Raw genomic sequence first — 21,042 nt, forward strand, 5'->3', positions numbered from 1 at the left:
ATAAATCATTTTAAGAGTTGCATATTCCATAACCTGCCATTATGATTAGATCAATTAAAAGTTGATGTGTGACTGGCGAAGCATGGATACCCATGAGGAAGCACATTGATGTTAAAGCCGTACGCCTGGGCAGAGGTAAGGGGGATTCATCCCCCTTGCCTCTTTGTGTTTTTACAAACATATGAAGGGTTGTGGGTAAAATGAATTCAGAAAAATTAATTTTGGATGGTACACGCGTCGCGAAAAGCATTAAAGAAACGTTAGTCGAAAGAATCAACCAACTGTCTGCAAGAGGAATCCTTCCCTGTTTGGCTACGATACTTGTGGGCGATGACCCTTCTTCCGAAACCTATGTGCGTATGAAAAGCAGCGCTTGCAAGCGGCTAGGCATCGATTCCAGACGGATCCACCTAAATAAAGCAACTACAACAGAGGAGCTTATTGCTGTTATTCAACAATTAAACGAGGACCCTCAGATCCATGGTATTTTACTGCAGCATCCGGTTCCACCTCATATTGATGAAAGGGCCGCGTTTGAAGCCATTCAGATCGACAAAGATGTGGATGGCGTTACCATGCAGGGCTTTGCTCAAAATGCTTTTGGAACGGCCAACTTTCCTTCTTGTACCCCAGACCGCCATTCTAGCCATTCTCGATTATTATCAGCTTCCTATTGAAGGCAAGCATGCGGTAATCGTTGGTCGGAGTCCTATACTAGGTAAACCGATATCGCTTATGCTGCTGAATAGAAACGCAACCGTGACCATTTGCCATTCTAAAACAAATAATCTTCCTCAAATCATCGGATTAGCCGATGTTGTCGTTGCAGCAGTCGGTAAACCTTCATTTATTCAAGGAGCATGGATTAAGGAAGGCGCAATCGTTTTGGATGCTGGATACAATGCTGGGAATATTGGCGATGTTGATTATAAGGCTTGTCATATAAAGGCTAGCGCAATTACTCCTGTGCCCGCTGGAATAGGCCCGGTGACCATCGCGATGCTGCTCAAACACACCGTCTTTGCTGCCGAAAAAAGCAAAATGTTGACCTAAGGCTCCGACATTCTTTTTTCTAAAATAGGTCTTAATAACCCTTGCTTAACCTGACATGGTGTGTTATATTAAAAGTGCGTCAAATCAAGGTTTCCACTTCAAAAAGTTGACATAGGAGTGATACAAATGCCAAACAATTCCGTGCAAATCCCGCAAGGCGAAGAATTGATTCGTGTGGAAATGACGGTTAAGGAAGCGCTTGCATTGACAGGCACTAAATTTAACCAAAACCACAAATTAGAAACAGATGCAATCAAGAAAGTTAAACAATCCTTAGAAGATAAATTATTGACACCTAACCATTAATCCATACGCACTCACCGCACATAGCCCTGACGAACGATTTCTAATCGCTCGCGGGGCTTTTTTCTACTTTCAGAAAGAATTGTTCGGGTATCTCATTTTCATCGCATCAAATTCGGCCGATTGCTTATAATAATCTCGCAGCGCAAAAATCCTACATTTTAAGGAGTGAACAATCATGTCTGAATCTCATAAAAAAACAGGACAATCCAAAAAAAATACAACGGCACGTGCACAAGATCAGAAAACCAATAAAAAAGGTTAATTCAGCCGAATGCTTATAATAATCTCGCACCGCCCAAAATCCTACATCTTAAGGAGTGAACAATCAAATGTCAGAAAGTCATAAGCAGCAAGGGCATTCCAGACAAAATACAACGACACGAACAAATGATCAAAAAAGCAATAAGAACGGTAATAAGAAATAACGATTTTCCACATGAGGAGGCAGATATATGCTCGATCAGCTAGAAAGCAATTATGACTGTGCGAATGCGGGCTCTGACCTGCATAGTTTAAAACAAGAACTTGAACAATTCCAAGGACAAGCAGCCTCTTCCGACAAAGAACAAGAAGAGCATCGGAATCGACTTGAGAATCAAATTCGTTTTATAGAAAATAAGTGTTCCATTCCAAGCGAACATAACCCGCAATGAAGAAAGTCCACGCCTTTGATATCGGGGCGTGGACTTTTTACATTAGTTGACTCTTCTTCTTGTCAAAATACACGGAACCCCTTTACCAACGGCTCCTGGCTCTGACATCATGGCCAAATACCGAAGTCCTCTAGTGCACGGTGTCTTACAAACCGCACATGTGGACGACTCCACAAGCCTCATCGTGTATTGAACTCTGGATGAAAGTTCTTTCTTCTTGGATGCCTTGCCTTTCCCTTTAGGTGGTGCCATATCCACGCCTCCCAACAGTTTCCTTCCTTCAGTATATGAAGTCTGGGCGGAACGGTTCTTGGGAAGCATGCTCAAGTTCGTGATACTTGTCTATAGCAAATTTATTAAAATTCCATCGCTGTCAATAGGATCGGAACCAATTCCTCATAGAGTGCTGCGAAGGATTCCACAGGCAGGGGGTTTACCCCAAATCCTACTTCTACAGTAAACCCAGGCCTACGAAATCGTTGGATGAACCAATCTTTGTAGCCCGCGTCACTGTCCGATAGTTTAACAGCCTGATAGCCACTGGCTAGGGCTAACCGCTCAGCAAATACTTCAGATTCCGGTGGTTCATAGTCGCGATAATTCCAATAAATCTCCCTACCTTGGGTATGCAGCGCCACGACAAGCTCAAAGTCATGGCATTCAGTAAATTGCGCTAAGACTGCTGCCTCCGGTTCCGTTAACGGTGCCTCTCCACCGTAATCGCGCTCTCCAGGTCCAGTCTTCTCTCTACGTAATGCCTCATCTTCCCAGTGTGCAGGGAACTGGTCATTGAGATCAACACCACGAATATTGGCCTTCCAATTCCTGAAATCAAGAGAGCTCTCATTCCAATTCAACAACTGCTCTTGGCAGGGATGTTCCTCGGTAACACCAGACAGAACAAGTTCCACTCCATCGGGATTCACCATCGGTACAACCCAAAGTGAATACTCCGATAGAAGCCGCCTAATGTTGCTGCCATGCCATGCAGTCCCTCTTGCATAGGAGCAAGCAAGGTCTTCCACGAATTGCATTAATAACGGTGTCGTTATCCATTCATTCGCATGCATTGCTGCGTTGAAATGAATCTCTTTCGCACCTTGACCAATTCGCAGAGCTGGTATGCTTTTCCCCATCACACTTGCGCCTATCTCTTCTACATGAAGAAAAGGATATATCTTGCAGAGCCGGTTCAGTTCTTCACAAAGTGTCCAATACCCATATCCTAACACACGACCACCTCACAGCCCATTTACTTAGTTCGTATGGCTATGATTATGCCCGCGGGCTTCGAATCATGCGGGTTCGTGCAGAGATACCTGATGCGAATGCTGGACGAACGAGTGATGTTGTACGTTGGAAACGAGACCCTCGATTCATTGATCCAATCTTCCTCTACTTGGAGGTGTATTAAATCGGAATCCATCTTCATATACACTCACTTGTGGTTGCCGGATAAATGAATCCCTTCGCGGGTGAATGATGTTGTAAAAAGTGCAACAATTCTGCCTAAATCTCGCCTCTCTCCCTTCATTGTTGCATAACGTACATCAATTTGGTCCTATACAGGCCATTTCGCAAGAAATGGGCTCGAAATGTTGTACAAACTGCAACTTCAAGGTGCAAAATAGCCTTTTGCCATGTGAATTGTTGTAGAGAATACAACATTGGTAACCACTATAGCCCATCTACCCTCACGAAAGCTGTATGACTCTAAAATCGAATAATGGATGTACGCCAATTAGTTGTAAAGAAGCATAATGAATGATCTATTCTAGAGTTACCCAGGATAATTGTTACACGCTTTGAAACTTTGATTCCTCCAGAAACAAAGAATAGACCCCAACAGGGTCTATTCGATTCACTTATAAAATATTATGCACCTGCCAAACGACAGGCGTTATAGAAATCTGCTCTTTCAGCCAATTCTGTGCAATTTTCTTAAATAGTTCTGGCTCACCGCTGCAAAAAAATTGATGGATAGGCAGCTGCCCCGATGCTGCCAGTATGTCGCGGTGGTAAAGGATCGTGCTGATCTCTCTGGCCGTTTCGTCTGCTGAAGAGATCAAGGTCACATCCGGTCCCATGACGCGGGAAATCGCCTCCGCTAAGAAGGGATAATGGGTGCAGCCTAGGATTAAACAATCTATCGGCTTGCCGATTAGGTGTCTAAGCGATTGCTCGACAATCTCGTTTGCACTTTCCGCACCATAAAGCCCTTTTTCTACAAACGGTGCTAACAGCGGGCAAGCTTCGCTATATACTTGAATGTTCGGCGAAATCAACCTTAACGCATATTCATAGGCATTGCTGCGAATCGTTCCATCTGTACCGATAACTCCAATAACACCGCTTCTCGTCGTTTTGATCGCGGCTCTCGCTCCAGGAGAAATAACGCCAATCACGGGAATGGATACCCGTTCACGAATATCTTCAATGGCCACTGCTGTTGCTGTATTACAAGCGATAACGATCATTTTAGGATTAAATTGAATTAAGTACTCGACGATTTGCCGAGTGAAGGTTCTTACTTCTCCAGCAGATCGGGGACCATAGGGACTTCGAGCCGTATCTCCGAAATAAATCACTTTTTCCTGCGGAAGCTGTCTCATAAGTTCTTTTACTACAGTTAATCCTCCGACTCCGGAGTCCAGTACGGCTATCGCTTGCTGCACACCTATCCGCTTCCTTTGCCGGTTAATGAAATACGTAACCACATGGATAGGATATGAGAGTCCAAGCTGAAAGGTACCTAGGTGAACGTTCAGATTTCCGTTCGGACAGCTGCTTTTCAGGAATGAAGTTCATTAACAATTCCGAACTCATAGCCTTTCTTCTTGATCTCTTTACAGATACGGGACAGCGCCTGCATATTTTCTAAAGATCCCTGATGCATCAATATCACATTGCCATCATGCAAATTATTCATAATATCATTGTAGGGATCTTCCGCCCCGTTGGCTCTCGGTTCCCAATCCCGCATAGCTGTAGACCAGAACACAGAGGTATATCCCATACTGGATACTAAGTTCAAATTATGCATATTGTAATGCCCAAATGGAAAGCGGAAATATTTCTCGACTTCTTTACCTGTAATTTTGGTATATAAGGCTTCGAAATCCGTAATTTCTTTGCGAATCTGGTCATCCGTCATGTCATTAAAATCGTTATGTGTCATCGTATGGTTCGCAACGAAATGACCGTCAGCGACAACCTTTTTCAAATACTCCGGATTTTTCTTAATGTTATTGCCCGAAATAAAGAAATTCGCTTTCACGTCGTTTTCTTTCAACGATTTAAGCATGAGATCGACCTCAATCAAGGGACCTCCGGCATCGATTGTTAAATAAACCTTTTTACCCGTTCCAACCCAAACCGCTTTCTGGTCCGCTGTGAAGGATTTCGTTTCTTTTGGAAAATCAGGAACCTGCCCCGTTTTCTTTTTCATGTAATACCAAGAATAAGGCACATGATCGCCAGTAACTGACTTGGTTTTGGAAAAGTTGCCTACCACTGCTGGCTTTGGTGTTGCGGTTGGCTCAGAAGCAGTTGTTGACTTCGGTGTCGCACTGGGAACTGGAGTGGGTGTGGATTGAGGTGTAGATATGGGTTTAACTGTTGATTTAGGAGTAGGAGTCGCCGCTGCACTCGATGCTGCTTGCGGTGTAGAATTTTGGGCTTGACTCAAGTCTGGGGATAACAGGCTTTTGTCTGCACAACCGATCAATGATGCGCTTAGAACGATCAGTAGTGCAGCACTTTTGGGAATTGGCGTCATTATTGCACCTCGTTTTGGAATGAATACTTCACGTATTCATTTCGACAGCGCTAGACAAATTTCCTGCCTATTTTAGGTAAAAGATGTTATTTCGTAGCTCGATACGTCATAAATTGAAGAATCGTGATGAGGATAAAGGCCGTTCCGGCAAGCATAGGAATCGTGATGAAGCCCAACCAGTTCAAGTAATCGACATTGCATGGAATAGGGCCGCAGCTTGTTGCTGATTCGTGAAATACACCCGATTGCAGCAGAACGTGGTAGATAGAAATACAAGCTCCCCAGATCGTCAACGGCAGCACATAAATGGTTAATTTGTAGTCTCGGCGCACGGCTGCAATCCCTAATAGGACAACTAACGGATACATAAGAATGCGTTGATACCAACATAATTTACAAGGAATAAAATTCATAATCTCTGAGAAATACAGGCTTCCCAATGTGGCAATTAAAGCTAGAAGCCATGATAGGTGCATGCCATTGTCTCGTAACCATTTGTTTGACATCAATACTCGTCCTCCCCTTCCTCCTTATTATAAAAAAATTGCCAAAGGAAGTCTAACAAGAACAAAAAATGGCCAAGCAGGCATCAACAAGCCAGCTTGGCCACTCCCATTAAACGGAGAAGCTATATACCACTTCTTTCGTTTGTTTCACGAGTTCATCCCACTGTTCCACGGGAACAATATCCACAACGGCTTTGATCGGTATGCTGTTAAAATCCAGCATTGGCAAGTCTTCCAAAGTCATCCGATTCGTAAGCAAGCGGCCGAGCCAGCCTGGAAACTGCTTCTCCATTTGCTGCAACCGGTAGATGGCGGTCTCGAAATCTTTGCGCGAAGCGTTGACCGAGCCGAGCACGCACTTATTCTCCAGCACCATGCTCTGGTTGAGCATGTCGGACGAAATCTCCAGCTTACGGTCAGCTGGCGTGACACCCAGCAGCGCCAACACACCGTTCGGCGCTAGCACAGACATGGCCTCGAAGGCTAGCGGGCTGTAGCCCGTGCATTCGAGGATCAGATCTATCGGCTTGCCGAGACCATCGGCATAAGCCGTCATAGTCGCCGCGCTGCCGCTGTCAGTGCCAGCCTCCTTATACACACCTCCGCTGTCCTTCACAAGCTGCGCTTGCAGACTGTCCTGCGGAGATTTGGACCAGACATACGCTTCCAGCCCCAGTAGGCGGCAGGTCATGGCAGCGAGCAAACCAAGCGGTCCAGATCCGAGTATCAGCGCAGTTCTCGGCTCCCAAATCAATCGCTGCTGAACACGCAGCACTTGGTCCCAAACCTTCTCCACGATGCTCTGTGGCTCGACTAGCACCCCATGCTTCAGCAGTTCCTTCGGCACCTGAACCAAATATCGACTTTCCTCTTTGTAATACTCAGAGAGGAAGCCGTGAGCCCCTTTAATGCCCCGTTCTACAAACTCACCGGTCTGGCAAAAATCCGAATGACCATTGCGGCAATTGACGCAACTTTGAATTCTGCAAGGCCGTCTTACAATGGCGGTTACAAGATCACCTAATTGGAATCCGCTTTCCGCCCCAGCTTCAGCCACAACCCCTAGCGACTCGTGCCCCGTGGTCAAATCGTCTTCACCCTCAGGAGGAACGCCGTATTTCTCCTGTAGAATTTCCTTGTCCGTGCCGTCTAAGCCAACCGCCAGCACCTTTACAACGACTTCTTGAGGCCCTGCAATCACGGGGTTCTCCACATTTTCAAGCTGAATAGTCGGATTCCCCTGTGGAAACTTGCTTGACGCGAATTGCCTTCATGACTTCCTCTCCTTCCAACTAATGAACGACGGGTTCCAATACTTTATCCTCACTCGCATCAACGGCCTGCTTCGTTCCTTTCGAGGTCAATAGCTTTAATTTCGACAAATATTCTTGCGTTACCTTAATAAACGAAGCATGAGACCATGTCAGCGGTGAAACGGACATAGGCTCTCCCGTGAAAGGATGCACTTGCTCAGCCATCGTCCCTGAAGGTGCAGCATGTAAAATAGCCCAACGCATCAATTTCTCCGCTTCCAACAAGTCCTGAACGGTTTTGGCAGACGCCACAAGCCATTCTGCGTACCAAAGCGTGCATATAAACCAAGGATTGCCCGGTACCTTCGCTACGTCATTAGTGACTTGATGATAATAGTCGTTCTCATAGCGTGCTATACCGCCGATATCTGTTTGTACCCACAATTTCTCTTTCAGAATCTTCATCGTTGCCACAATCCGCGGATCTTCAAGCTCAAACAAGCCGAAGTCGAATAGAGCATACATACTCATATCCAGCGTGTAGTCCGGCACATACGTATTTTGTTCATAATTCCAATATAAAGCCCGCAAAAAGCGATTCTGATCTGGCGCATACAGATACTGTTCGGCTGCCTTCTTCACTTGACCTGCGATATCTGCATAGTAGATGGAACGTACTTTATCCTGATGATATTCGGCAAACCGCGCTGCTGCTATAAGACCGGCATATACCGATGACACCGTGAAGGCTAGTACACCATAACGCTCTTCCCAAAGATCATAGGAAGGCAAAGGAAGTCCGGAGGCATCCCGGTAACGAACGAGAAAATCCGCTGCGGGCTTCACAAATTTCTCATAATCCTCACGCGAGTTCGCGATCGTTCCAGCCAGCTTATGGTGATGCCATAACGTATAGAGCACGAGAGCTGTCTCGTCCTCTTGAATCGCAAGCTGCTTATTCCCCCGACTATCCACCCAGGGATGCCAGCTCGAGCCTACCGAACTATCAGGGTTATATTTGTGCATGAGATAGCCTTCCGGAGTCAGCACCTTGATACAGAAATCAAAAAATTTCCTGGATAATTCATAATACCCTGCCCGGTCTAGCGCATGTGACACCAGAGCGCCATCACGCGGCCACATATACGAGTATGTATCTTTGGCAAATTTCAAAATATCCGAATCATTCGCCGCAATGATAGCTCCTCGATTGTCGACGTTTGTTCGGGTAATCAACAAGCATCGCTTATAAAATGATTCCAAATCAGGCTTCAGCAGGGATAGCTGGTGGGCATCTTGATTCACCCATTTCACCCAATGATCATGAGTTCGTTGTAATAACTTTTGCGGGGTTGCTGTGCGAAGTAATCGCTCTAAACGTTCTACCTCCTGTTTCGTACGCCCAAAACAGACCCAGAACCAAGCATCTTTTGTGCTTTTTGGCGGTAGTTTCATCGTCAATTCAATCACACCATCAACGGATCCCTGCGCGATAGCATTTCCCCCTAGATGACCGTCTTCAGCATCACGCCATGTTCCTTCCAAACCGTGAATCCCTTTTTGCCCCGTTGCATAACCGCTAGGCATTGCTTTCTCTGCGTCAGGGGACAAGCAAGATAATGACATATAACGATGACCCTTATAAAATAAAAGGGAAGTCAATTCAGGATCATAATAAATCGTATCTCCGACGCCATTTCCATAGATTTGGAGATCCAAATGAAAATACAGTTTAATTTCTCTTTCCACATCGAAGCGGTTTTCTACCTTCACCTTGCGTAAAAACACATTCTGCTGAACATCGACCCCATCACGAATCACGAAGCTAAGACCTAACCTTTCATGGGCGCAATCAGCGTTAGTAACAAGCGAATCTTCCAAATAATTGAGCTTTTTTGATACCTCTGGATCGTCAATCCAGAAGAACCCTTCCGGACACCAAATGCCAAAATGTGAAAGATGATCGCTAGATTGATTCTCTTGACCTACTAAAGGGTAATACATGTCACGAATATTATAAGCAGCGTCGAAATTAATGAGCACATTCCCGTTTCCTATGGGTAAATCTCTTGCCATGCCATCAGCCTCTTTCCAAGATATTGCTACTAATTTACCAATTTGAGTGCTTAAATATGCACGCAGCGGTTCTTGGCTGGAATTTGAGGTAATTGGCACCAATTCGCGCCTTAAAGATGTTCATTTCAATCGAATTCATTTACAATTAAACCATATGGAGGGATACGTTATTATGAAACAATTAGAAGGATTCGGGAAATTTTTGGAAAGCTTGCGGGGCAAGATGTCTTTGCGTGAAGCCGCTCATAAAAGCGGACTATCGCATGCTTACATCAGAGACCTTGAATTAGAGAGGAATCGTTCGACCAATGAGAAAATTAAACCCTCTCCTGTCACGCTGAAAAAGCTGTCGGATGCCTACAACTTTTCATATACAGAACTAATGGAGAAAGCCGGGTATCTCGAGAAAGAGGACGTCCATGCCAATAATGAGCAGGAGCTGGTCCCTATGTCGGATACACTGTTTATCGAAGTCAGTACGAAGGAAATTACTTACCATACGCGAATTGGCAAAGTTAGCCGAAGTGTGAATTCATTACTGGATTTCAGTCATTTTCTAGATAAGCTTGAAGAACAAGGATTTAAGAAGATGGATACAGACTTATTCGTCAACCTTAATCATGTACAGAAATATATCGAAAAAGAAGGAAAACTCTATTTCGATCCTCTAGGTGTCAGCAAATTTGTCGTTATCGCAGCAATTCGTCAGAAGAAATACCATGATTTAATTATCCGCAGCGTAGCGAAAAACACAGGAATGGGATTGGAGTTTCAATACGACCGTAACACCGTAACGGATTCACTTTTCCAGACTTTAAAGCAGCCTATTTAAGAATAACTTACCAAAAAAAGGAGAAAAGTTCAGTCATTTATGAAACTTTTCCTCCTTTTCTTTCGTTTATTTATAAGGATGGTTAGATTGATTATTTGGCAGAGAGGATAGGTAAAGAAAACATGGCTGTACAACAAACCACCTCCCAGCAGTCTACTCGTCTAACGAGAGTTAAACGAAAGAGATCTGCGGGAATGAGCTTTATCGTGTATGGGGTACTTGGGTTTACCTTACTTTCTGTGATGTCCTTATGTTGGTTTTTCCTTACTTCCTCTGGTTCGAATGTAAGATTAATGATGGCTGACACCTTGATTACAACCCAACACCGGGAGTGGGCCAAATATTTGATAGGATCTACAGAGCTGCAGAAGCGCGTGGAAGCTTATTGGAAGAAATTTGACGAAATGGGCGATGAGAAAGATAAAGGATTTGTTGAAATTGATCACACCTCTCCACTTGATCCAGTTGTTGCCAAGAAAGAGTTGGTCACCATTGAACCCATTTCGGGGACCAATTTCAAAGGACAGCTCGTCACGATTTCGGATCCGAAAAAGCTTCGAATTGCCGTACCTGAGAAAGCGGGTAAAGGGGAGAAGGTTTCCTCTATGGTCAAAAGAACTGGAGCAATTCTTGGTGTGAATGGCGGAGGTTTTATCGATCCCAATTGGGAAGGAAACGGCTTCCAGCCTGAAGGAATTGTCATCTCCGGAGGAAAAATCTTTTATAATGACAAAGGCATGAACGGCACCGTGCAAGTTGTTGGTATTGATAAAGAAGGCCGCATGATTGCAGGCAAATACAAGGTTTCCGAGCTTGTGGACATGGGCGTTCAGGAAGCTGTATCCTTCAGCCCTCGATTCATTGTGAATGGTGTTGGTCAGATCAAGAGCCAAGCCGATGGCTGGGGAATAGCTCCTCGGACCAGCATGGCGCAGACGAAGGACGGCTCTATTCTATTTGCCATCATCGATGGCAGACAGAAACATAGCATCGGAGCGACGCTGTATGATGTGCAGCAGATTTTCCTAGAGCATGGCGCTGTAACGGCTGCGAATTTAGACGGCGGAGCCTCAACGGTACTCGTTCATAACAATGAGATCATCAACAAGCCATCAAGTGAATATGGGGAACGTTTCCTCCCTACAGCTTGGCTTCTCTTCGATCATCCAGAAACGGCGAACATTAAGAATGTCTGGGAAGGTCTTGATATTCGTAAAATTGATCCTTCCAAGTGGTAAAGGAAAAAGCAGAAAGCTCTAGACTCGGAGCTTCCTGCTTTTTTGTTTTAACGATTTCCTAGAATGACCAAATCTTCCGCAGCCTCGCTAACTTCTTCTTCCGGGGAGATCAGCTCTTCGTCACTTTTGGACTCTTTCCAGGAACGAACCGTATCCACGACGTTTACGGCTGTGTCTTTTGCTTTTCCATATAGCTCAGATGTTGTTGTGCTTACTGTTTTCGCAACTTCTTGCGTTCTTTGGCTTACAGTGTTTGCGATTTGTACCGTTTTATCACTAACCACTTGAGCTTGCTCCGCAATGTCACTTCTCAATTCACGGCCGGATTTCGGTGCGAACAGAAGCGCCGTCGCCGCTCCGAGTATGCCTCCAACAACCGCACCGATGAGAAGATCTTTACCTTTTCTTTCATTGGACATGAGAAATCCACTCCTTAATTGTCTGATTTGGCATTCCTATGTGCTTTCCATCTTTGCCACAGCTCTAAACCCGTCGTTGCCCACTCCATCGCGTCATGGATTCGCTTCTGGTGGGTATGTACAACCTTTTCCGCACCATGAATCGATTCGTTCATCATTCGTGAGGCTTTGCGAAGCGCAGAAGCAACATCCCCTATAGCTGCTCCTGCCTTCTCCACTGATTGGATACTCGGCTCAAGTGTAAGTATCTGCATATGCACCTCTTCCGTGAGCAGCCCTACCTTTTTCATCAAATGCTCCGCTTGCTCTGCTGTCTCAGCTAAGCTTATCTTAGCTTGAGCAGCCGTATCGCCTAATTTGCCTAATAACTGCACAATGGTAATCAACATGCGAATGGCAAAGACGATGAGCACGATAAAAGCAGCTGCAGAACTGACGATACTTATCTCTATCCATGTCATGACGGGCACCTCCTGGACCTAAAAGCTGTGAGGGTGAATGGCGGCTTCTAGACGAATGCCTATGATTTACTACAGTATAGGTAGGCGCAGCTTGTTTTGACACAAAAAAGCTGGAAAAATTTCTGAGACCTGTCATAATAAAAAACAAATCAAACTAGAACACTTGGAGGATTAAGATGAACAGAGAGCAAGGACTCAAAGAAATCGAACGCACCCGTATCATTGCTATCGTTCGAGGTGTGCAAGAGGCTCACATTCTTTCTTTAGCTGATGCACTTCTTAAGGGCGGCATAACCGTAATGGAGGTCACTCTCAATACACCAGGGGCTCTTCGTATGATTAGCGAGCTGCAGAATAAATCGGGGCAGCACATGTTTATTGGCGCTGGTACTGTACTAGATCTAGAGGATGCTAAGAAAGCAATCCAAGCTGGTGCTTCGTTCTTGGTAACTCCGAATATGGATGAGGAAGTGATCCGCCACGCTAGTACGGAGGGGATTCCGATTTTCCCAGGCGCAATGACACCAACCGAAATCGTCAAAGCATGGAAGGCAGGCGCTACGGCTGTTAAAGTATTTCCGAGTGCAAGCTTAGGTCTCACTTATATCAAAGAATTGATGGGACCTCTAGACCAAATTCCATTGATTGCCGTCGGCGGGGTAACGGAGGAGAATATCAAACAATTCCTAAACATTGGTTGTTACGGATTAGGCATCGGCGGCTCCTTAATTAATCTCAAAGAAATCGAAGCAGGCCGCTTCGATTGGGTGACAGATAAAGCTGCAAGTCTCCTCGCTGCTTCGCGTTAGGACATACAAAAAAACCATCATCCTCCGGATACGAGGTTGATGGTTATTTATTTTGACTAATGATATAGACACACTTGCTAGCACCCTTCGCTAAACATTCCGTTCGCTCCACGTTCGCGTCAAGCAAATTCCGAAACAAGGCTAACTCACACTGACAAGCTTGTGCAAATGTATTCGCCACCTGTGTAATCGGACAGTTATGTTCACTAAACATATACGTGTCCTCTCCAAGCTGTGACCAATCCACCATGTATCCATTGTCGTTCTGAATAGCGGCTAACTCAGCTACCCGTTCTTCCAAGCTCTTCTCGCTCATCCGCGGTTGATACCGGGATTCCAGCTTAGCTTGCCTGCCTTCAAAAAGACGTTCGATCTTCTCTTGACCTTCGTCTTCTAATAACTCATCTAGCAAATCGAGCGTCAATTGCATATATTTCTTGGGAAACAATTCATCGGCTTGTGGTGCTAATGTATAGACGTTAGTCGGTCTTCCCATGGCTTGCCGAACCAGCTTCGTTTCGAGCAGATCATCCTTCTCCAAGGTATGGATATGACGCCTAACTGCCATTTCCGTAATCCCGAGCTGTTTGGAAATATCATGGACACTAAGCGGTCCCTGAGTTTTGAGCATAGAAAGAATCACTTTACGCGTGGATGTCTCAAGTGTATGATTCACGCTCTCACCTACCTCGGAACTGTCATTTAAGTCTCATTTTACAGCATTGTTAACAATAAGTAAATTAAGAAACAACTATGTATGTTATTCCAATTCACTCTTAATAAAAGCTCGAACACTGCCTGCAAATTCTTCAAAAGCAGCTGGAAGTTTCGGGATTAACGGGTTCAATTCTTGGCGGTTCCAGTCCACATAATCTTGGACAAGAGGCTTTCTGAGCTTTACGAGCTGAAGCAGCGTCTCCGTTAACGATTCCGAATAGGCGCCTTCTCCATGTACAATTTCCACGATATCCTCATAGCTGCTGGCATCTCTTAGTATAAAAGCATCAATCAGCAAGCTCCCAATATCTGTCACTGTTTCGATCGCTAAATGAAGAACACGTTCCTGCGCAAGCTGCCATACAAGATCATGGGTGCCTTTCGCCCACTGTTCTTCTAATTGCTTGCTAGCATCAGCTAAAGCAGCCAGAAACTGAATTCTTTGATTGATCTGTTCATGATTAATAAAATACATTGGGCTATCTCCGTCCTCTTTTTCGCCATTTCGTCCATATCATCATTGCAAAAAAAGTAATAATAACCAGAAAAACTAACAATACAGCCTGCATGACGTATTCATAACTCACGTTCATTCACCCTCTTGACTCTCACTTAGTTCATTCTACTCCCAGTTTATCGCGGGTGCGGGGGAGCGTCAAGCCAAGCAAGATTCTCTTGGAAACTGTATTGTTCTCTCTTTTCTTTCATGATAGAGTGAAAAAAGTGAAATTAAGGAGAGTCATAGACATGTCATCCAGACCCAAGCTTACCGAAATCGACATATTACGTGCCATAGCGATTATTGCAGTCCTCGTCATTCATGGTACTTCGGACGCGACTCAGCTGCCGTTAGGGACTGGGTCACATGATGTATTTTTCATCCTCAACAAGGCCAGTTTGTTCACCGTTCCATTGTTTATTTGGATCAGCGGTGTTGTTTTATTTTATACGTACTACGAACGCTGGGAGCCGGGAATGTCGCGGATTTTCTGGACGAAACGGTTGCGAAAAATTCTAATTCCCTATGTGCTTTGGTCCCTTTTTTACTACCTGTTCAACCAATTCCTATTCCATGGCACCATTGGATTTGACGTTATATACGTAATCAAACTCCTTTTGTCGGGAAATGCCAGCTATCATCTCTATTATATGGTCATTATTGTTCAATTTTATCTCTTATTCCCTCTAATGATGACGGCTGCTAGACGGTCTCATCGGTTTCGTCAAGGACTTATTCCTATTGGTATCGGGATTCAAACAGCCGCCTACTGCTTTCATCATTGGGTGTATCCTCTACCAGAATACGCTTCCCTGTTTCTAAGCTATTCAGCCCTATTTGCATTCGGGGCTTTCATGGGCATTCATTATGCAGCGATTGTTTCTTGGTCTAACCGCTATAAAGGGTGGATTTGGAGCGTCATGCTCTTGGCCGGTGCCGCTTTTGTTGGGATGCTATTACTCAACGAATATGGACTTGTTTCTATCGAAAATTCATGGTTCGAGCTAGCACTTCTCTTGTATTGCATGGCTATCCCGCTTTGCTGCATCCAATGGGGGCGTAAGCTTTTACAAAGCGCCTCACCCTTCGGCGCCGTGTTATCGGCCTTAGGCGGAGCTTCTTTCGGTATCTACCTCGTGCATCCCGCGCTGTTGACGCTCTGGGATCACATCGCGCCAGTGCAGGAGCACCTCTGGCTGTACGATCTACACACGGTCGCGGCGATTCTCATCGGGCTGCTTGGCTCTTGGCTGCTCGTGCGGTTATATGCGAGCGCACAAAGAAAAGGTTCCGCCAACTGAGCGGAACCTTCTTTCATTTAAAGCGGGCTAATAGCGCCCATCGCCGCTGCTGTCTGCGGCTGTAACGCGGCAAGCCGCGGTGAATATCAAGCGCTTCGCGGAAAGCGCGCTTGGCGTCTTCTGCGCGGCCGAGCTGCTGGTACAGCTGGCCAAGACGGTAGTAAGCTTCAACCGACGAAGAGTGCAGGTCGCGGAATTGCTCGATGAATTCAGCAGCTCTCTGAGGAGATGATGGAGCCAAAGCTTCACCAAGCCGTAAATAAGCTTCGCCAAATTTGACTCGCGGATTTAATTCTACGGCTTTGAGCATATAGCTTTCACCTTGGATGAGATTCCCAAGTTTAAGGTGGCAAAGGCCAATCTCATAGTGGACATCTGCGGATTCTTCCATAATAGGCAAAGTTTGTTCCAAGTAGAGAAGCGCTTCGCTGAATTTTTTGCGCTCAATTAGAATCCTGGCCAACTCCAATTTAGCTGACGTATTATGCGGATTAGCGTGCAAGTCACTTCGCAATCTAGATGCTCTGCGGCTTAATTGAAATGGCTTAAATATGTTTGGTGTTAACCCGACAAATCTTCTGTCCAGAACGTACAGAATGACTAATAAAATAAGAAGAGCAAGAAACGGATTGCCAACAAGACGCCATAATAAACCGAAAGCAAGTAATTTGGTAAGCACGATAAACCCTCCTTTCAACTTCCTTATCCTACCATAATCTTCCTAGTTTGGTCATCCCTATTCAAAGAAAAAGCACTCAGCCTCCAGCCAAGTGCTTCCCACTATTTCCTGTTTATCTGAAAGATGGATCACTCATTCGAGATTTTTCGGAAGCAATGCTATAATGAAAAGAAAAAGGGAGTTTAGCGATGAGCGATCCACGTAAAGAAGTTTGGCACAAAAGAAAACAGCTAGGAAGATCCAAGTATTTAATTCTGTTCGGCCTGCTCCCTTGGGGCATCGGACTCACGTTATTGTTTAGTGTCATCGAATTTCTTAGTTTTCAACAGCTCAATTGGGTTTGGGTACCGATTCGTCTTCTCGTCTTTGTCTTCATCGGTTTTTTCGTGGCTAACGCACGCTGGCACGCCATGGAAAGCCGCTACGAACCATATTCTAGACGACCTTAACGGTCGTTTATTTTTTTATTAATGTAAAAAGGTCTGATCTTCCACATCGTCTGTATGAAAAAGCGAAGCCGTGTGCGTACGTCGAAAATGCTCTTCCAGCTCTTTACGAATGGAACCAAATGACAGGACCTCTTCAATAAATGCCTCGCGCTCGCCCCACTCCTTATCAAGTCCTTTATTGCTGAACAATTCCTCAGAAACGTCTTCAAACGCCTCATGCAAATTGTTATCATACCAGTCGATTTCATTCGATGCGTCTTTGCGATACACATGTCTCATGTCAAAGTTGTTATCTTTCGTGGCCGTGAATTCAACTAGCAAACTCCCCTTTATGCCATCTGCTTTAACTTCGACATCAGCGCACCGAACATCATTACGTTCCGTGAAGTGAACAATGTTCACCTGTTTAATTCCCCTCATGTCATACCCTCCTAATGTTGCCTATCATAAAGAAGAGTATTTCCAGTTATATAGGATTTATCAAACGCTAGGAGTAAACCATATTTTTCGAAAATCAACCCAACCCAAATCGTTAATGCTCACTCCCTTGATCGAATCATGATACGTGGTTTGCTGAGAACGATGAAGCACAAAGAGGAACGATTTCTCCTCCTGCAGCACTTCAATCAACTCGTTTAGCCTGCAAATGCGCGCTTCGCGATTTGGATCTTCAAGAATTTGATCAATTTCTGTATCAACCCAAGCCATTCGTTCATGGTCTAAATGGGCACGGACATAGCTGTTGCTTTGCTTAAGCGTCTGAATAATATGAAGGTCATATTCACTTTCCATACAAATGTGATAAAAAATGAGATCTGCTTCCTGGATCGTATCCAGCCTCATCATATCTGACTTACTCCGGGGGGTTATTTCAATGCTGACACCCACTTTGGCACACTGCTTACAGATCCAAAGCGCATCTTCGTTGTTGTAACTATAGATGTACATACGGAGCGGCTCACCGGTATAGTCCATCTCTTCCAGCAGGCGCTTAGCCTCCTCGAAATCTGTTCGATAATTAGAGGCTCCCCCTCTATGATCCAACGTAGGCAGGAAACTGCTGGCAGGCGCCTCTCTTAAGCCTCCAAGCTCTATAATCATTCGATCGCGATCCAAAATAAGGTCAATCGCTTTGCGGAATCGTATATCCTGTTGAGGCCCTTCTTTATTACGATTAAAGGTAAGCAGGCTGCAGCCCAGAATCGACTTCTCAATCTGATGCCATTCCGTATCTTTACCGACGGCACCAACTGGTTTACGGGAGTTCGTATGGTCGCAAAGCACTTGCACCATATCCCAACTAGGGCCAACCTCAGACAGATCCTGCGGCAAAAGCCAGATTTCCACCTGATCCAAATGCGGCCTAACCCCAAAATAAGAGTCAAAAGCACGCAGCTTGCAAATGTAATCATCATTTCGTTCAAGCCTGAACGGACCTGTCCCAATCGGCATACGCCCGAAAATCCCCTCGTTTTCCCGGCAAATGTCCTCTGGGAGGATGGCCATGGAGGAATGCGACAGCTGCTGCAAAAAGAGCACATTCGGCTGTTTCAGCTCAATAGAAATTGCATTTCGGTTCAGTACCGTCATATCTTCAATGCTCTCGACCATCCAACCTTGAGTCGCCGATAGACCAAGTTCCTTCAATCTCGAAAATGTGTAATAAACATCATGCGCTGTCATCTCTCGGCCATGATGGAACAGCACACCTTTTCGCAAATAGAACGTGTAATACAAGCCATCCTGGCTAACTTCCCAATAATGCGCCAAATGCGGCTCAACTACCGCTGTTTGTAGATTATATTGAATTAACGTATCGAAAATTTGACTCATCAGTTGGCAATCGAATGCAAAAAAAGAGTGTGCAGGATCCAACGACACCAGCCAATTATAGACGGGGAACCGTAAAGTATCCTTGAAACACTCATCTTGTTCGACTGCGCGATAACCGAAATAACTGAATAACCAGTCGATGAAAGAGTCCTGCAGCGCCTCTCCCCTGCCCAATTGGTGAATCAGTTCTATCGTTCCTTTATAATCACCTCTGCCCGCCAACTCCATCGCCTGCTTCGAAATCATATCCTCCGCTGTGACTAGGAACGTAAGCTCAGAGACATTACCTCTACCTCTGCCCGGCTTCCAAGAAATCCAGTCTTGCTCCATCATTTTTTTAAGCAAAATCTTGACATTACGCGTTGAGCAATACATTCTTTTCGCTAATTCCTCTAACGTTATAGACTGTGGCTCATGTTCTACGCCATGTTCAAAACTGGCTCGAAGCTCTAAGAAATGAGTCAAAATTTGCATACCTAACTTCCTTTCCATAAAAGGGGAAATCGTTAAAGTGAATTATACTCTTTTTGTTCCCCTTATTCTAGATGTAAACTAGACCTAACAGGAAAAGAAAGGAAGGTGAACCTTATGCAACCTACAGATCTATACGTATCCGAGAAGCTGATGCAATGGCAGCAGCAAGATTTGGAAAACGAAGCTCGCGAGCACTGGAAATGGAAATCGATTAAAAAAAGAAAAGTCTACATGCTTCTAACTAACTTATTCTTCTTCGTTTAATCCTAGTTCTTACCCAAAGAACCACTAGGACAAGGAGAATGGCCAGAAGTATACCTATGGCATCGACCGCAACATCAATCCCATGTCCCGTTCGACCTTTTACAAAAGTTTGATGCCATTCATCGGAAGCCGCATAAACTAACGAAATGATGGAGGAGGTGAGCAGTGCTATGATTACTTTTACAGGCTTCGCCAGCAGTGCTAAGGACCAAAGCAGGGCAAGAATAGCGAACTCGCTAACATGCCCTGCTTTTCTTATGAAAAACTCGATGGCGCCGATCGGGTCTTGCCACGAGATCTTTTGGTGGTCATAGGAGAACTCCCAATGTGGGAATATGCTCATTAGTTGAAACCCAGCAAGCTTGGATTCCAACAACGGCCGCAAGCTCTGCTGCTGATACGATTCTGCCGACTTTAAAAAAATAAACGCCATCCAAAGGACGGCAGCAGTCAAGAAAAAATAATAATAAAATGTTGAATATGATTTCGACATGAGTGAAAATTCCCCTTAAGGATTTAATTTCTTACGAATGCTGAATAAAGCAAAAAATTCAATAACCATCAGATTTACTGCCGATACCCCATAGAAGGCCATCCCAAACATCATGCGGAACGGATCATCCGTCACCGACTTCCACCAAAACGCAGCAGCCAACGTCATAACGATATTCAAAGCTGTCGTTATCCAAAAAGAGAATCCCAATCGATTCGTTTTCCGCATTAACCACACACCGATCACAAACGGAATCACAAAAGCCGCACCTAAGAAAACCCAATACAACACTGCATTCGACACTCTCTGTCACTCCTACACGATCAACTAGTTTATTCTAATAGGTTAGCATGAATAACCGGCTGAAAACAACGTTTGCCGCCCATTGCAACAGAAACGTCAAATGGCGATGCATGGAAGAATTCCTATAAGAAAATTCTCTAACGAAGGGCTTGCTTGGGCTGAATAATTCATGTATAATACGAAAAGTCGACATTAATTGAGCGACATTGAGGGGTCATAGCTCAGCTGGGAGAGCGCTTCGCTGGCAGCGAAGAGGTCAGGGGTTCGATCCCCCTTGATTCCATTTAGAAACAAAAAAGCACGTGACCACTTATGGTCATGTGCTTTTTTTGTTTCCTGGAATCTTGGGGAGAGAACCCCGGAGGGTTCGCCCGCGCGGACGGAGCGTTAGAAATTGGTACCCTTGTAAAGTAATCGTAGTAATCTTCGAAACATTGGCTTCACTTTGTGGGGCTGAGTACGGAGCACGGCGTCTGAATCTACCGCTAGGTTGTCTGCGTCGAATTTTCTTCGTCAGCCCCACTTGTAATGTCATTGCTAACGAACCGTATTGTACTTATACATGAGAATACGCCTTCTCGATTGATTTAACGAACTCCAGTGACGTTATGGAGTAGAATATAGGCTGAATACTAATCTTTTGCTT

General features: G+C 44.9%; 24 protein-coding genes, 1 tRNA gene, 1 pseudogene and 1 riboswitch. Of the genes and pseudogenes, 10 read left to right on the plus strand and 16 right to left on the minus strand.

Translation table 11 applies throughout. From position 1 onward, the window contains the following. Window positions 1-58: 58 nt before the first annotated feature. Window positions 59-138: riboswitch (ZMP/ZTP riboswitch) on the plus strand. Between the two features lie 62 nt (window positions 139-200). The 3 genes and pseudogenes from ACBP55_RS28550 (at window position 201) to ACBP55_RS28560 (ending at window position 2,012) form a co-directional block, all read left to right on the plus strand. Continuing rightward, window positions 201-1,053: pseudogene (locus tag ACBP55_RS28550) on the plus strand (bifunctional 5,10-methylenetetrahydrofolate dehydrogenase/5,10-methenyltetrahydrofolate cyclohydrolase). A gap of 126 nt (window positions 1,054-1,179) precedes the next feature. Next, window positions 1,180-1,359, plus strand: a complete 180-nt coding sequence (locus ACBP55_RS28555) for a hypothetical protein (protein WP_029199365.1) — start codon at window positions 1,180-1,182, stop codon at window positions 1,357-1,359. Window positions 1,360-1,811: 452 nt separating this feature from the next. Next, complete coding sequence (locus ACBP55_RS28560) at window positions 1,812-2,012, plus strand: DUF2524 domain-containing protein (RefSeq protein ID WP_464646448.1); 201 nt, start codon at window positions 1,812-1,814, stop codon at window positions 2,010-2,012. Window positions 2,013-2,054: 42 nt separating this feature from the next. Here ACBP55_RS28560 and ACBP55_RS28565 read toward each other — a convergent pair whose 3' ends face one another. The 7 genes from ACBP55_RS28565 to ACBP55_RS28595 all read right to left on the minus strand — a co-directional run bounded on the left by ACBP55_RS28565 (window position 2,055) and on the right by ACBP55_RS28595 (window position 9,625). Continuing rightward, the gene (locus tag ACBP55_RS28565) at window positions 2,055-2,264 is read right to left on the minus strand and encodes a hypothetical protein (protein ID WP_464646450.1); all 210 of its coding nucleotides are present in this window, start codon (window positions 2,262-2,264) and stop codon (window positions 2,055-2,057) included. Between the two features lie 104 nt (window positions 2,265-2,368). After that, window positions 2,369-3,244: a M14 family metallopeptidase gene (locus tag ACBP55_RS28570; protein ID WP_464646452.1), complete on the minus strand. Its 876-nt coding sequence runs from the start codon at window positions 3,242-3,244 to the stop codon at window positions 2,369-2,371. Window positions 3,245-3,877: 633 nt separating this feature from the next. Further along, complete coding sequence (gene racE, locus ACBP55_RS28575; protein ID WP_464646454.1) at window positions 3,878-4,687, minus strand: glutamate racemase; 810 nt, start codon at window positions 4,685-4,687, stop codon at window positions 3,878-3,880. Window positions 4,688-4,803: 116 nt separating this feature from the next. Next, complete coding sequence (locus tag ACBP55_RS28580; RefSeq protein ID WP_464646456.1) at window positions 4,804-5,790, minus strand: polysaccharide deacetylase family protein; 987 nt, start codon at window positions 5,788-5,790, stop codon at window positions 4,804-4,806. Between the two features lie 86 nt (window positions 5,791-5,876). Next, window positions 5,877-6,296 (minus strand): disulfide oxidoreductase, encoded by a 420-nt coding sequence (locus ACBP55_RS28585; protein WP_464646458.1) that lies wholly within the window; start codon window positions 6,294-6,296, stop codon window positions 5,877-5,879. A 109-nt stretch (window positions 6,297-6,405) separates the two neighbouring features. Further along, window positions 6,406-7,497, minus strand: coding sequence for a glucose 1-dehydrogenase (locus ACBP55_RS28590; RefSeq protein ID WP_464646459.1), 1,092 nt, complete (start codon window positions 7,495-7,497; stop codon window positions 6,406-6,408). A gap of 91 nt (window positions 7,498-7,588) precedes the next feature. Further along, window positions 7,589-9,625, minus strand: coding sequence for a glycoside hydrolase family 15 protein (locus ACBP55_RS28595; protein WP_464646461.1), 2,037 nt, complete (start codon window positions 9,623-9,625; stop codon window positions 7,589-7,591). Between the two features lie 172 nt (window positions 9,626-9,797). Between ACBP55_RS28595 and ACBP55_RS28600 the strand changes: the two genes are divergently transcribed. Together ACBP55_RS28600 and ACBP55_RS28605 are read left to right on the plus strand one after the other, a co-directional pair. Continuing rightward, window positions 9,798-10,457, plus strand: a complete 660-nt coding sequence (locus ACBP55_RS28600) for a helix-turn-helix domain-containing protein (protein WP_464646463.1) — start codon at window positions 9,798-9,800, stop codon at window positions 10,455-10,457. A gap of 122 nt (window positions 10,458-10,579) precedes the next feature. Further along, window positions 10,580-11,695 carry a phosphodiester glycosidase family protein gene (locus ACBP55_RS28605; protein ID WP_464646465.1) on the plus strand — a complete coding sequence of 372 codons (1,116 nt, stop codon included), beginning with the start codon at window positions 10,580-10,582 and terminating at the stop codon, window positions 11,693-11,695. 47 nt (window positions 11,696-11,742) lie between these two features. Here the strand turns inward: ACBP55_RS28605 and ACBP55_RS28610 are convergent, their stop codons facing one another. Together ACBP55_RS28610 and ACBP55_RS28615 are read right to left on the minus strand one after the other, a co-directional pair. Beyond that, window positions 11,743-12,114 (minus strand): YtxH domain-containing protein, encoded by a 372-nt coding sequence (locus ACBP55_RS28610; protein ID WP_464646467.1) that lies wholly within the window; start codon window positions 12,112-12,114, stop codon window positions 11,743-11,745. A 14-nt stretch (window positions 12,115-12,128) separates the two neighbouring features. Beyond that, window positions 12,129-12,575 (minus strand): DUF948 domain-containing protein, encoded by a 447-nt coding sequence (locus tag ACBP55_RS28615; protein ID WP_464646469.1) that lies wholly within the window; start codon window positions 12,573-12,575, stop codon window positions 12,129-12,131. A gap of 176 nt (window positions 12,576-12,751) precedes the next feature. On the opposite strand from ACBP55_RS28615, the gene ACBP55_RS28620 reads away from it, so the two are divergent. After that, window positions 12,752-13,384, plus strand: coding sequence for a bifunctional 4-hydroxy-2-oxoglutarate aldolase/2-dehydro-3-deoxy-phosphogluconate aldolase (locus ACBP55_RS28620; protein ID WP_464646471.1), 633 nt, complete (start codon window positions 12,752-12,754; stop codon window positions 13,382-13,384). A 43-nt stretch (window positions 13,385-13,427) separates the two neighbouring features. Here the strand turns inward: ACBP55_RS28620 and ACBP55_RS28625 are convergent, their stop codons facing one another. Beyond that, the gene (locus ACBP55_RS28625) at window positions 13,428-14,060 is read right to left on the minus strand and encodes a helix-turn-helix transcriptional regulator (protein WP_464646472.1); all 633 of its coding nucleotides are present in this window, start codon (window positions 14,058-14,060) and stop codon (window positions 13,428-13,430) included. 84 nt (window positions 14,061-14,144) lie between these two features. Beyond that, complete coding sequence (locus tag ACBP55_RS28630) at window positions 14,145-14,576, minus strand: DUF86 domain-containing protein (protein ID WP_464646474.1); 432 nt, start codon at window positions 14,574-14,576, stop codon at window positions 14,145-14,147. A 272-nt stretch (window positions 14,577-14,848) separates the two neighbouring features. Between ACBP55_RS28630 and ACBP55_RS28635 the strand changes: the two genes are divergently transcribed. Next, window positions 14,849-15,901, plus strand: coding sequence for an acyltransferase (locus tag ACBP55_RS28635; RefSeq protein WP_464646476.1), 1,053 nt, complete (start codon window positions 14,849-14,851; stop codon window positions 15,899-15,901). Window positions 15,902-15,914: 13 nt separating this feature from the next. Here the strand turns inward: ACBP55_RS28635 and ACBP55_RS28640 are convergent, their stop codons facing one another. Further along, window positions 15,915-16,580, minus strand: a complete 666-nt coding sequence (locus ACBP55_RS28640) for a tetratricopeptide repeat protein (protein ID WP_464646477.1) — start codon at window positions 16,578-16,580, stop codon at window positions 15,915-15,917. A gap of 188 nt (window positions 16,581-16,768) precedes the next feature. Here ACBP55_RS28640 and ACBP55_RS28645 point away from each other — a divergent pair, with 188 nt between their 5' ends. Beyond that, window positions 16,769-17,029: a hypothetical protein gene (locus tag ACBP55_RS28645; RefSeq protein ID WP_173185500.1), complete on the plus strand. Its 261-nt coding sequence runs from the start codon at window positions 16,769-16,771 to the stop codon at window positions 17,027-17,029. Window positions 17,030-17,047: 18 nt separating this feature from the next. Here the strand turns inward: ACBP55_RS28645 and ACBP55_RS28650 are convergent, their stop codons facing one another. Together ACBP55_RS28650 and ACBP55_RS28655 are read right to left on the minus strand one after the other, a co-directional pair. Further along, the gene (locus tag ACBP55_RS28650; RefSeq protein ID WP_464646479.1) at window positions 17,048-17,449 is read right to left on the minus strand and encodes a hypothetical protein; all 402 of its coding nucleotides are present in this window, start codon (window positions 17,447-17,449) and stop codon (window positions 17,048-17,050) included. Window positions 17,450-17,509: 60 nt separating this feature from the next. After that, a complete protein-coding gene (locus tag ACBP55_RS28655) occupies window positions 17,510-19,336 on the minus strand; it encodes an ABC transporter substrate-binding protein (protein ID WP_464646481.1) in 1,827 nt (608 codons plus the stop codon). 114 nt (window positions 19,337-19,450) lie between these two features. On the opposite strand from ACBP55_RS28655, the gene ACBP55_RS28660 reads away from it, so the two are divergent. Then, window positions 19,451-19,600 (plus strand): hypothetical protein, encoded by a 150-nt coding sequence (locus ACBP55_RS28660; RefSeq protein WP_173185497.1) that lies wholly within the window; start codon window positions 19,451-19,453, stop codon window positions 19,598-19,600. Here the strand turns inward: ACBP55_RS28660 and ACBP55_RS28665 are convergent. Together ACBP55_RS28665 and ACBP55_RS28670 are read right to left on the minus strand one after the other, a co-directional pair. Beyond that, window positions 19,578-20,093 carry a VanZ family protein gene (locus ACBP55_RS28665; protein WP_464646483.1) on the minus strand — a complete coding sequence of 172 codons (516 nt, stop codon included), beginning with the start codon at window positions 20,091-20,093 and terminating at the stop codon, window positions 19,578-19,580. The genes ACBP55_RS28660 and ACBP55_RS28665 overlap by 23 nt on opposite strands. 15 nt (window positions 20,094-20,108) lie before the next feature. Beyond that, entirely contained in the window at window positions 20,109-20,396 is a 288-nt protein-coding gene (locus ACBP55_RS28670; RefSeq protein ID WP_171690102.1) for a hypothetical protein, read from the minus strand. Window positions 20,397-20,606: 210 nt separating this feature from the next. Between ACBP55_RS28670 and ACBP55_RS28675 the strand changes: the two genes are divergently transcribed. Beyond that, window positions 20,607-20,679, plus strand: a tRNA-Ala gene (locus tag ACBP55_RS28675). Window positions 20,680-21,042: the final 363 nt, after the last annotated feature.

It is taken from the genome of Paenibacillus sp. WG02, from assembly GCF_055396115.1.

Bases quoted from the DNA above. Each gene is read 5' to 3' on its own strand.
- ACBP55_RS28595 (WP_464646461.1), bottom strand. From the start codon at position 9,625: ATGGCAAGAGATTTACCCATAGGAAACGGGAATGTGCTCATTAATTTC.
- ACBP55_RS28660 (WP_173185497.1), top strand. From the start codon at position 19,451: ATGCAACCTACAGATCTATACGTATCCGAGAAGCTGATGCAATGGCAG.
- ACBP55_RS28600 (WP_464646463.1), top strand. From the start codon at position 9,798: ATGAAACAATTAGAAGGATTCGGGAAATTTTTGGAAAGCTTGCGGGGC.
- ACBP55_RS28620 (WP_464646471.1), top strand. From the start codon at position 12,752: ATGAACAGAGAGCAAGGACTCAAAGAAATCGAACGCACCCGTATCATT.
- ACBP55_RS28555 (WP_029199365.1), top strand. From the start codon at position 1,180: ATGCCAAACAATTCCGTGCAAATCCCGCAAGGCGAAGAATTGATTCGT.
- ACBP55_RS28655 (WP_464646481.1), bottom strand. From the start codon at position 19,336: ATGCAAATTTTGACTCATTTCTTAGAGCTTCGAGCCAGTTTTGAACAT.
- ACBP55_RS28610 (WP_464646467.1), bottom strand. From the start codon at position 12,114: ATGTCCAATGAAAGAAAAGGTAAAGATCTTCTCATCGGTGCGGTTGTT.
- ACBP55_RS28635 (WP_464646476.1), top strand. From the start codon at position 14,849: ATGTCATCCAGACCCAAGCTTACCGAAATCGACATATTACGTGCCATA.
- ACBP55_RS28650 (WP_464646479.1), bottom strand. From the start codon at position 17,449: ATGAGGGGAATTAAACAGGTGAACATTGTTCACTTCACGGAACGTAAT.
- ACBP55_RS28665 (WP_464646483.1), bottom strand. From the start codon at position 20,093: ATGTCGAAATCATATTCAACATTTTATTATTATTTTTTCTTGACTGCT.
- ACBP55_RS28585 (WP_464646458.1), bottom strand. From the start codon at position 6,296: ATGTCAAACAAATGGTTACGAGACAATGGCATGCACCTATCATGGCTT.
- ACBP55_RS28565 (WP_464646450.1), bottom strand. From the start codon at position 2,264: ATGGCACCACCTAAAGGGAAAGGCAAGGCATCCAAGAAGAAAGAACTT.
- ACBP55_RS28630 (WP_464646474.1), bottom strand. From the start codon at position 14,576: ATGTATTTTATTAATCATGAACAGATCAATCAAAGAATTCAGTTTCTG.
- ACBP55_RS28645 (WP_173185500.1), top strand. From the start codon at position 16,769: ATGAGCGATCCACGTAAAGAAGTTTGGCACAAAAGAAAACAGCTAGGA.
- ACBP55_RS28605 (WP_464646465.1), top strand. From the start codon at position 10,580: ATGGCTGTACAACAAACCACCTCCCAGCAGTCTACTCGTCTAACGAGA.
- ACBP55_RS28560 (WP_464646448.1), top strand. From the start codon at position 1,812: ATGCTCGATCAGCTAGAAAGCAATTATGACTGTGCGAATGCGGGCTCT.
- ACBP55_RS28580 (WP_464646456.1), bottom strand. From the start codon at position 5,790: ATGACGCCAATTCCCAAAAGTGCTGCACTACTGATCGTTCTAAGCGCA.
- ACBP55_RS28615 (WP_464646469.1), bottom strand. From the start codon at position 12,575: ATGACATGGATAGAGATAAGTATCGTCAGTTCTGCAGCTGCTTTTATC.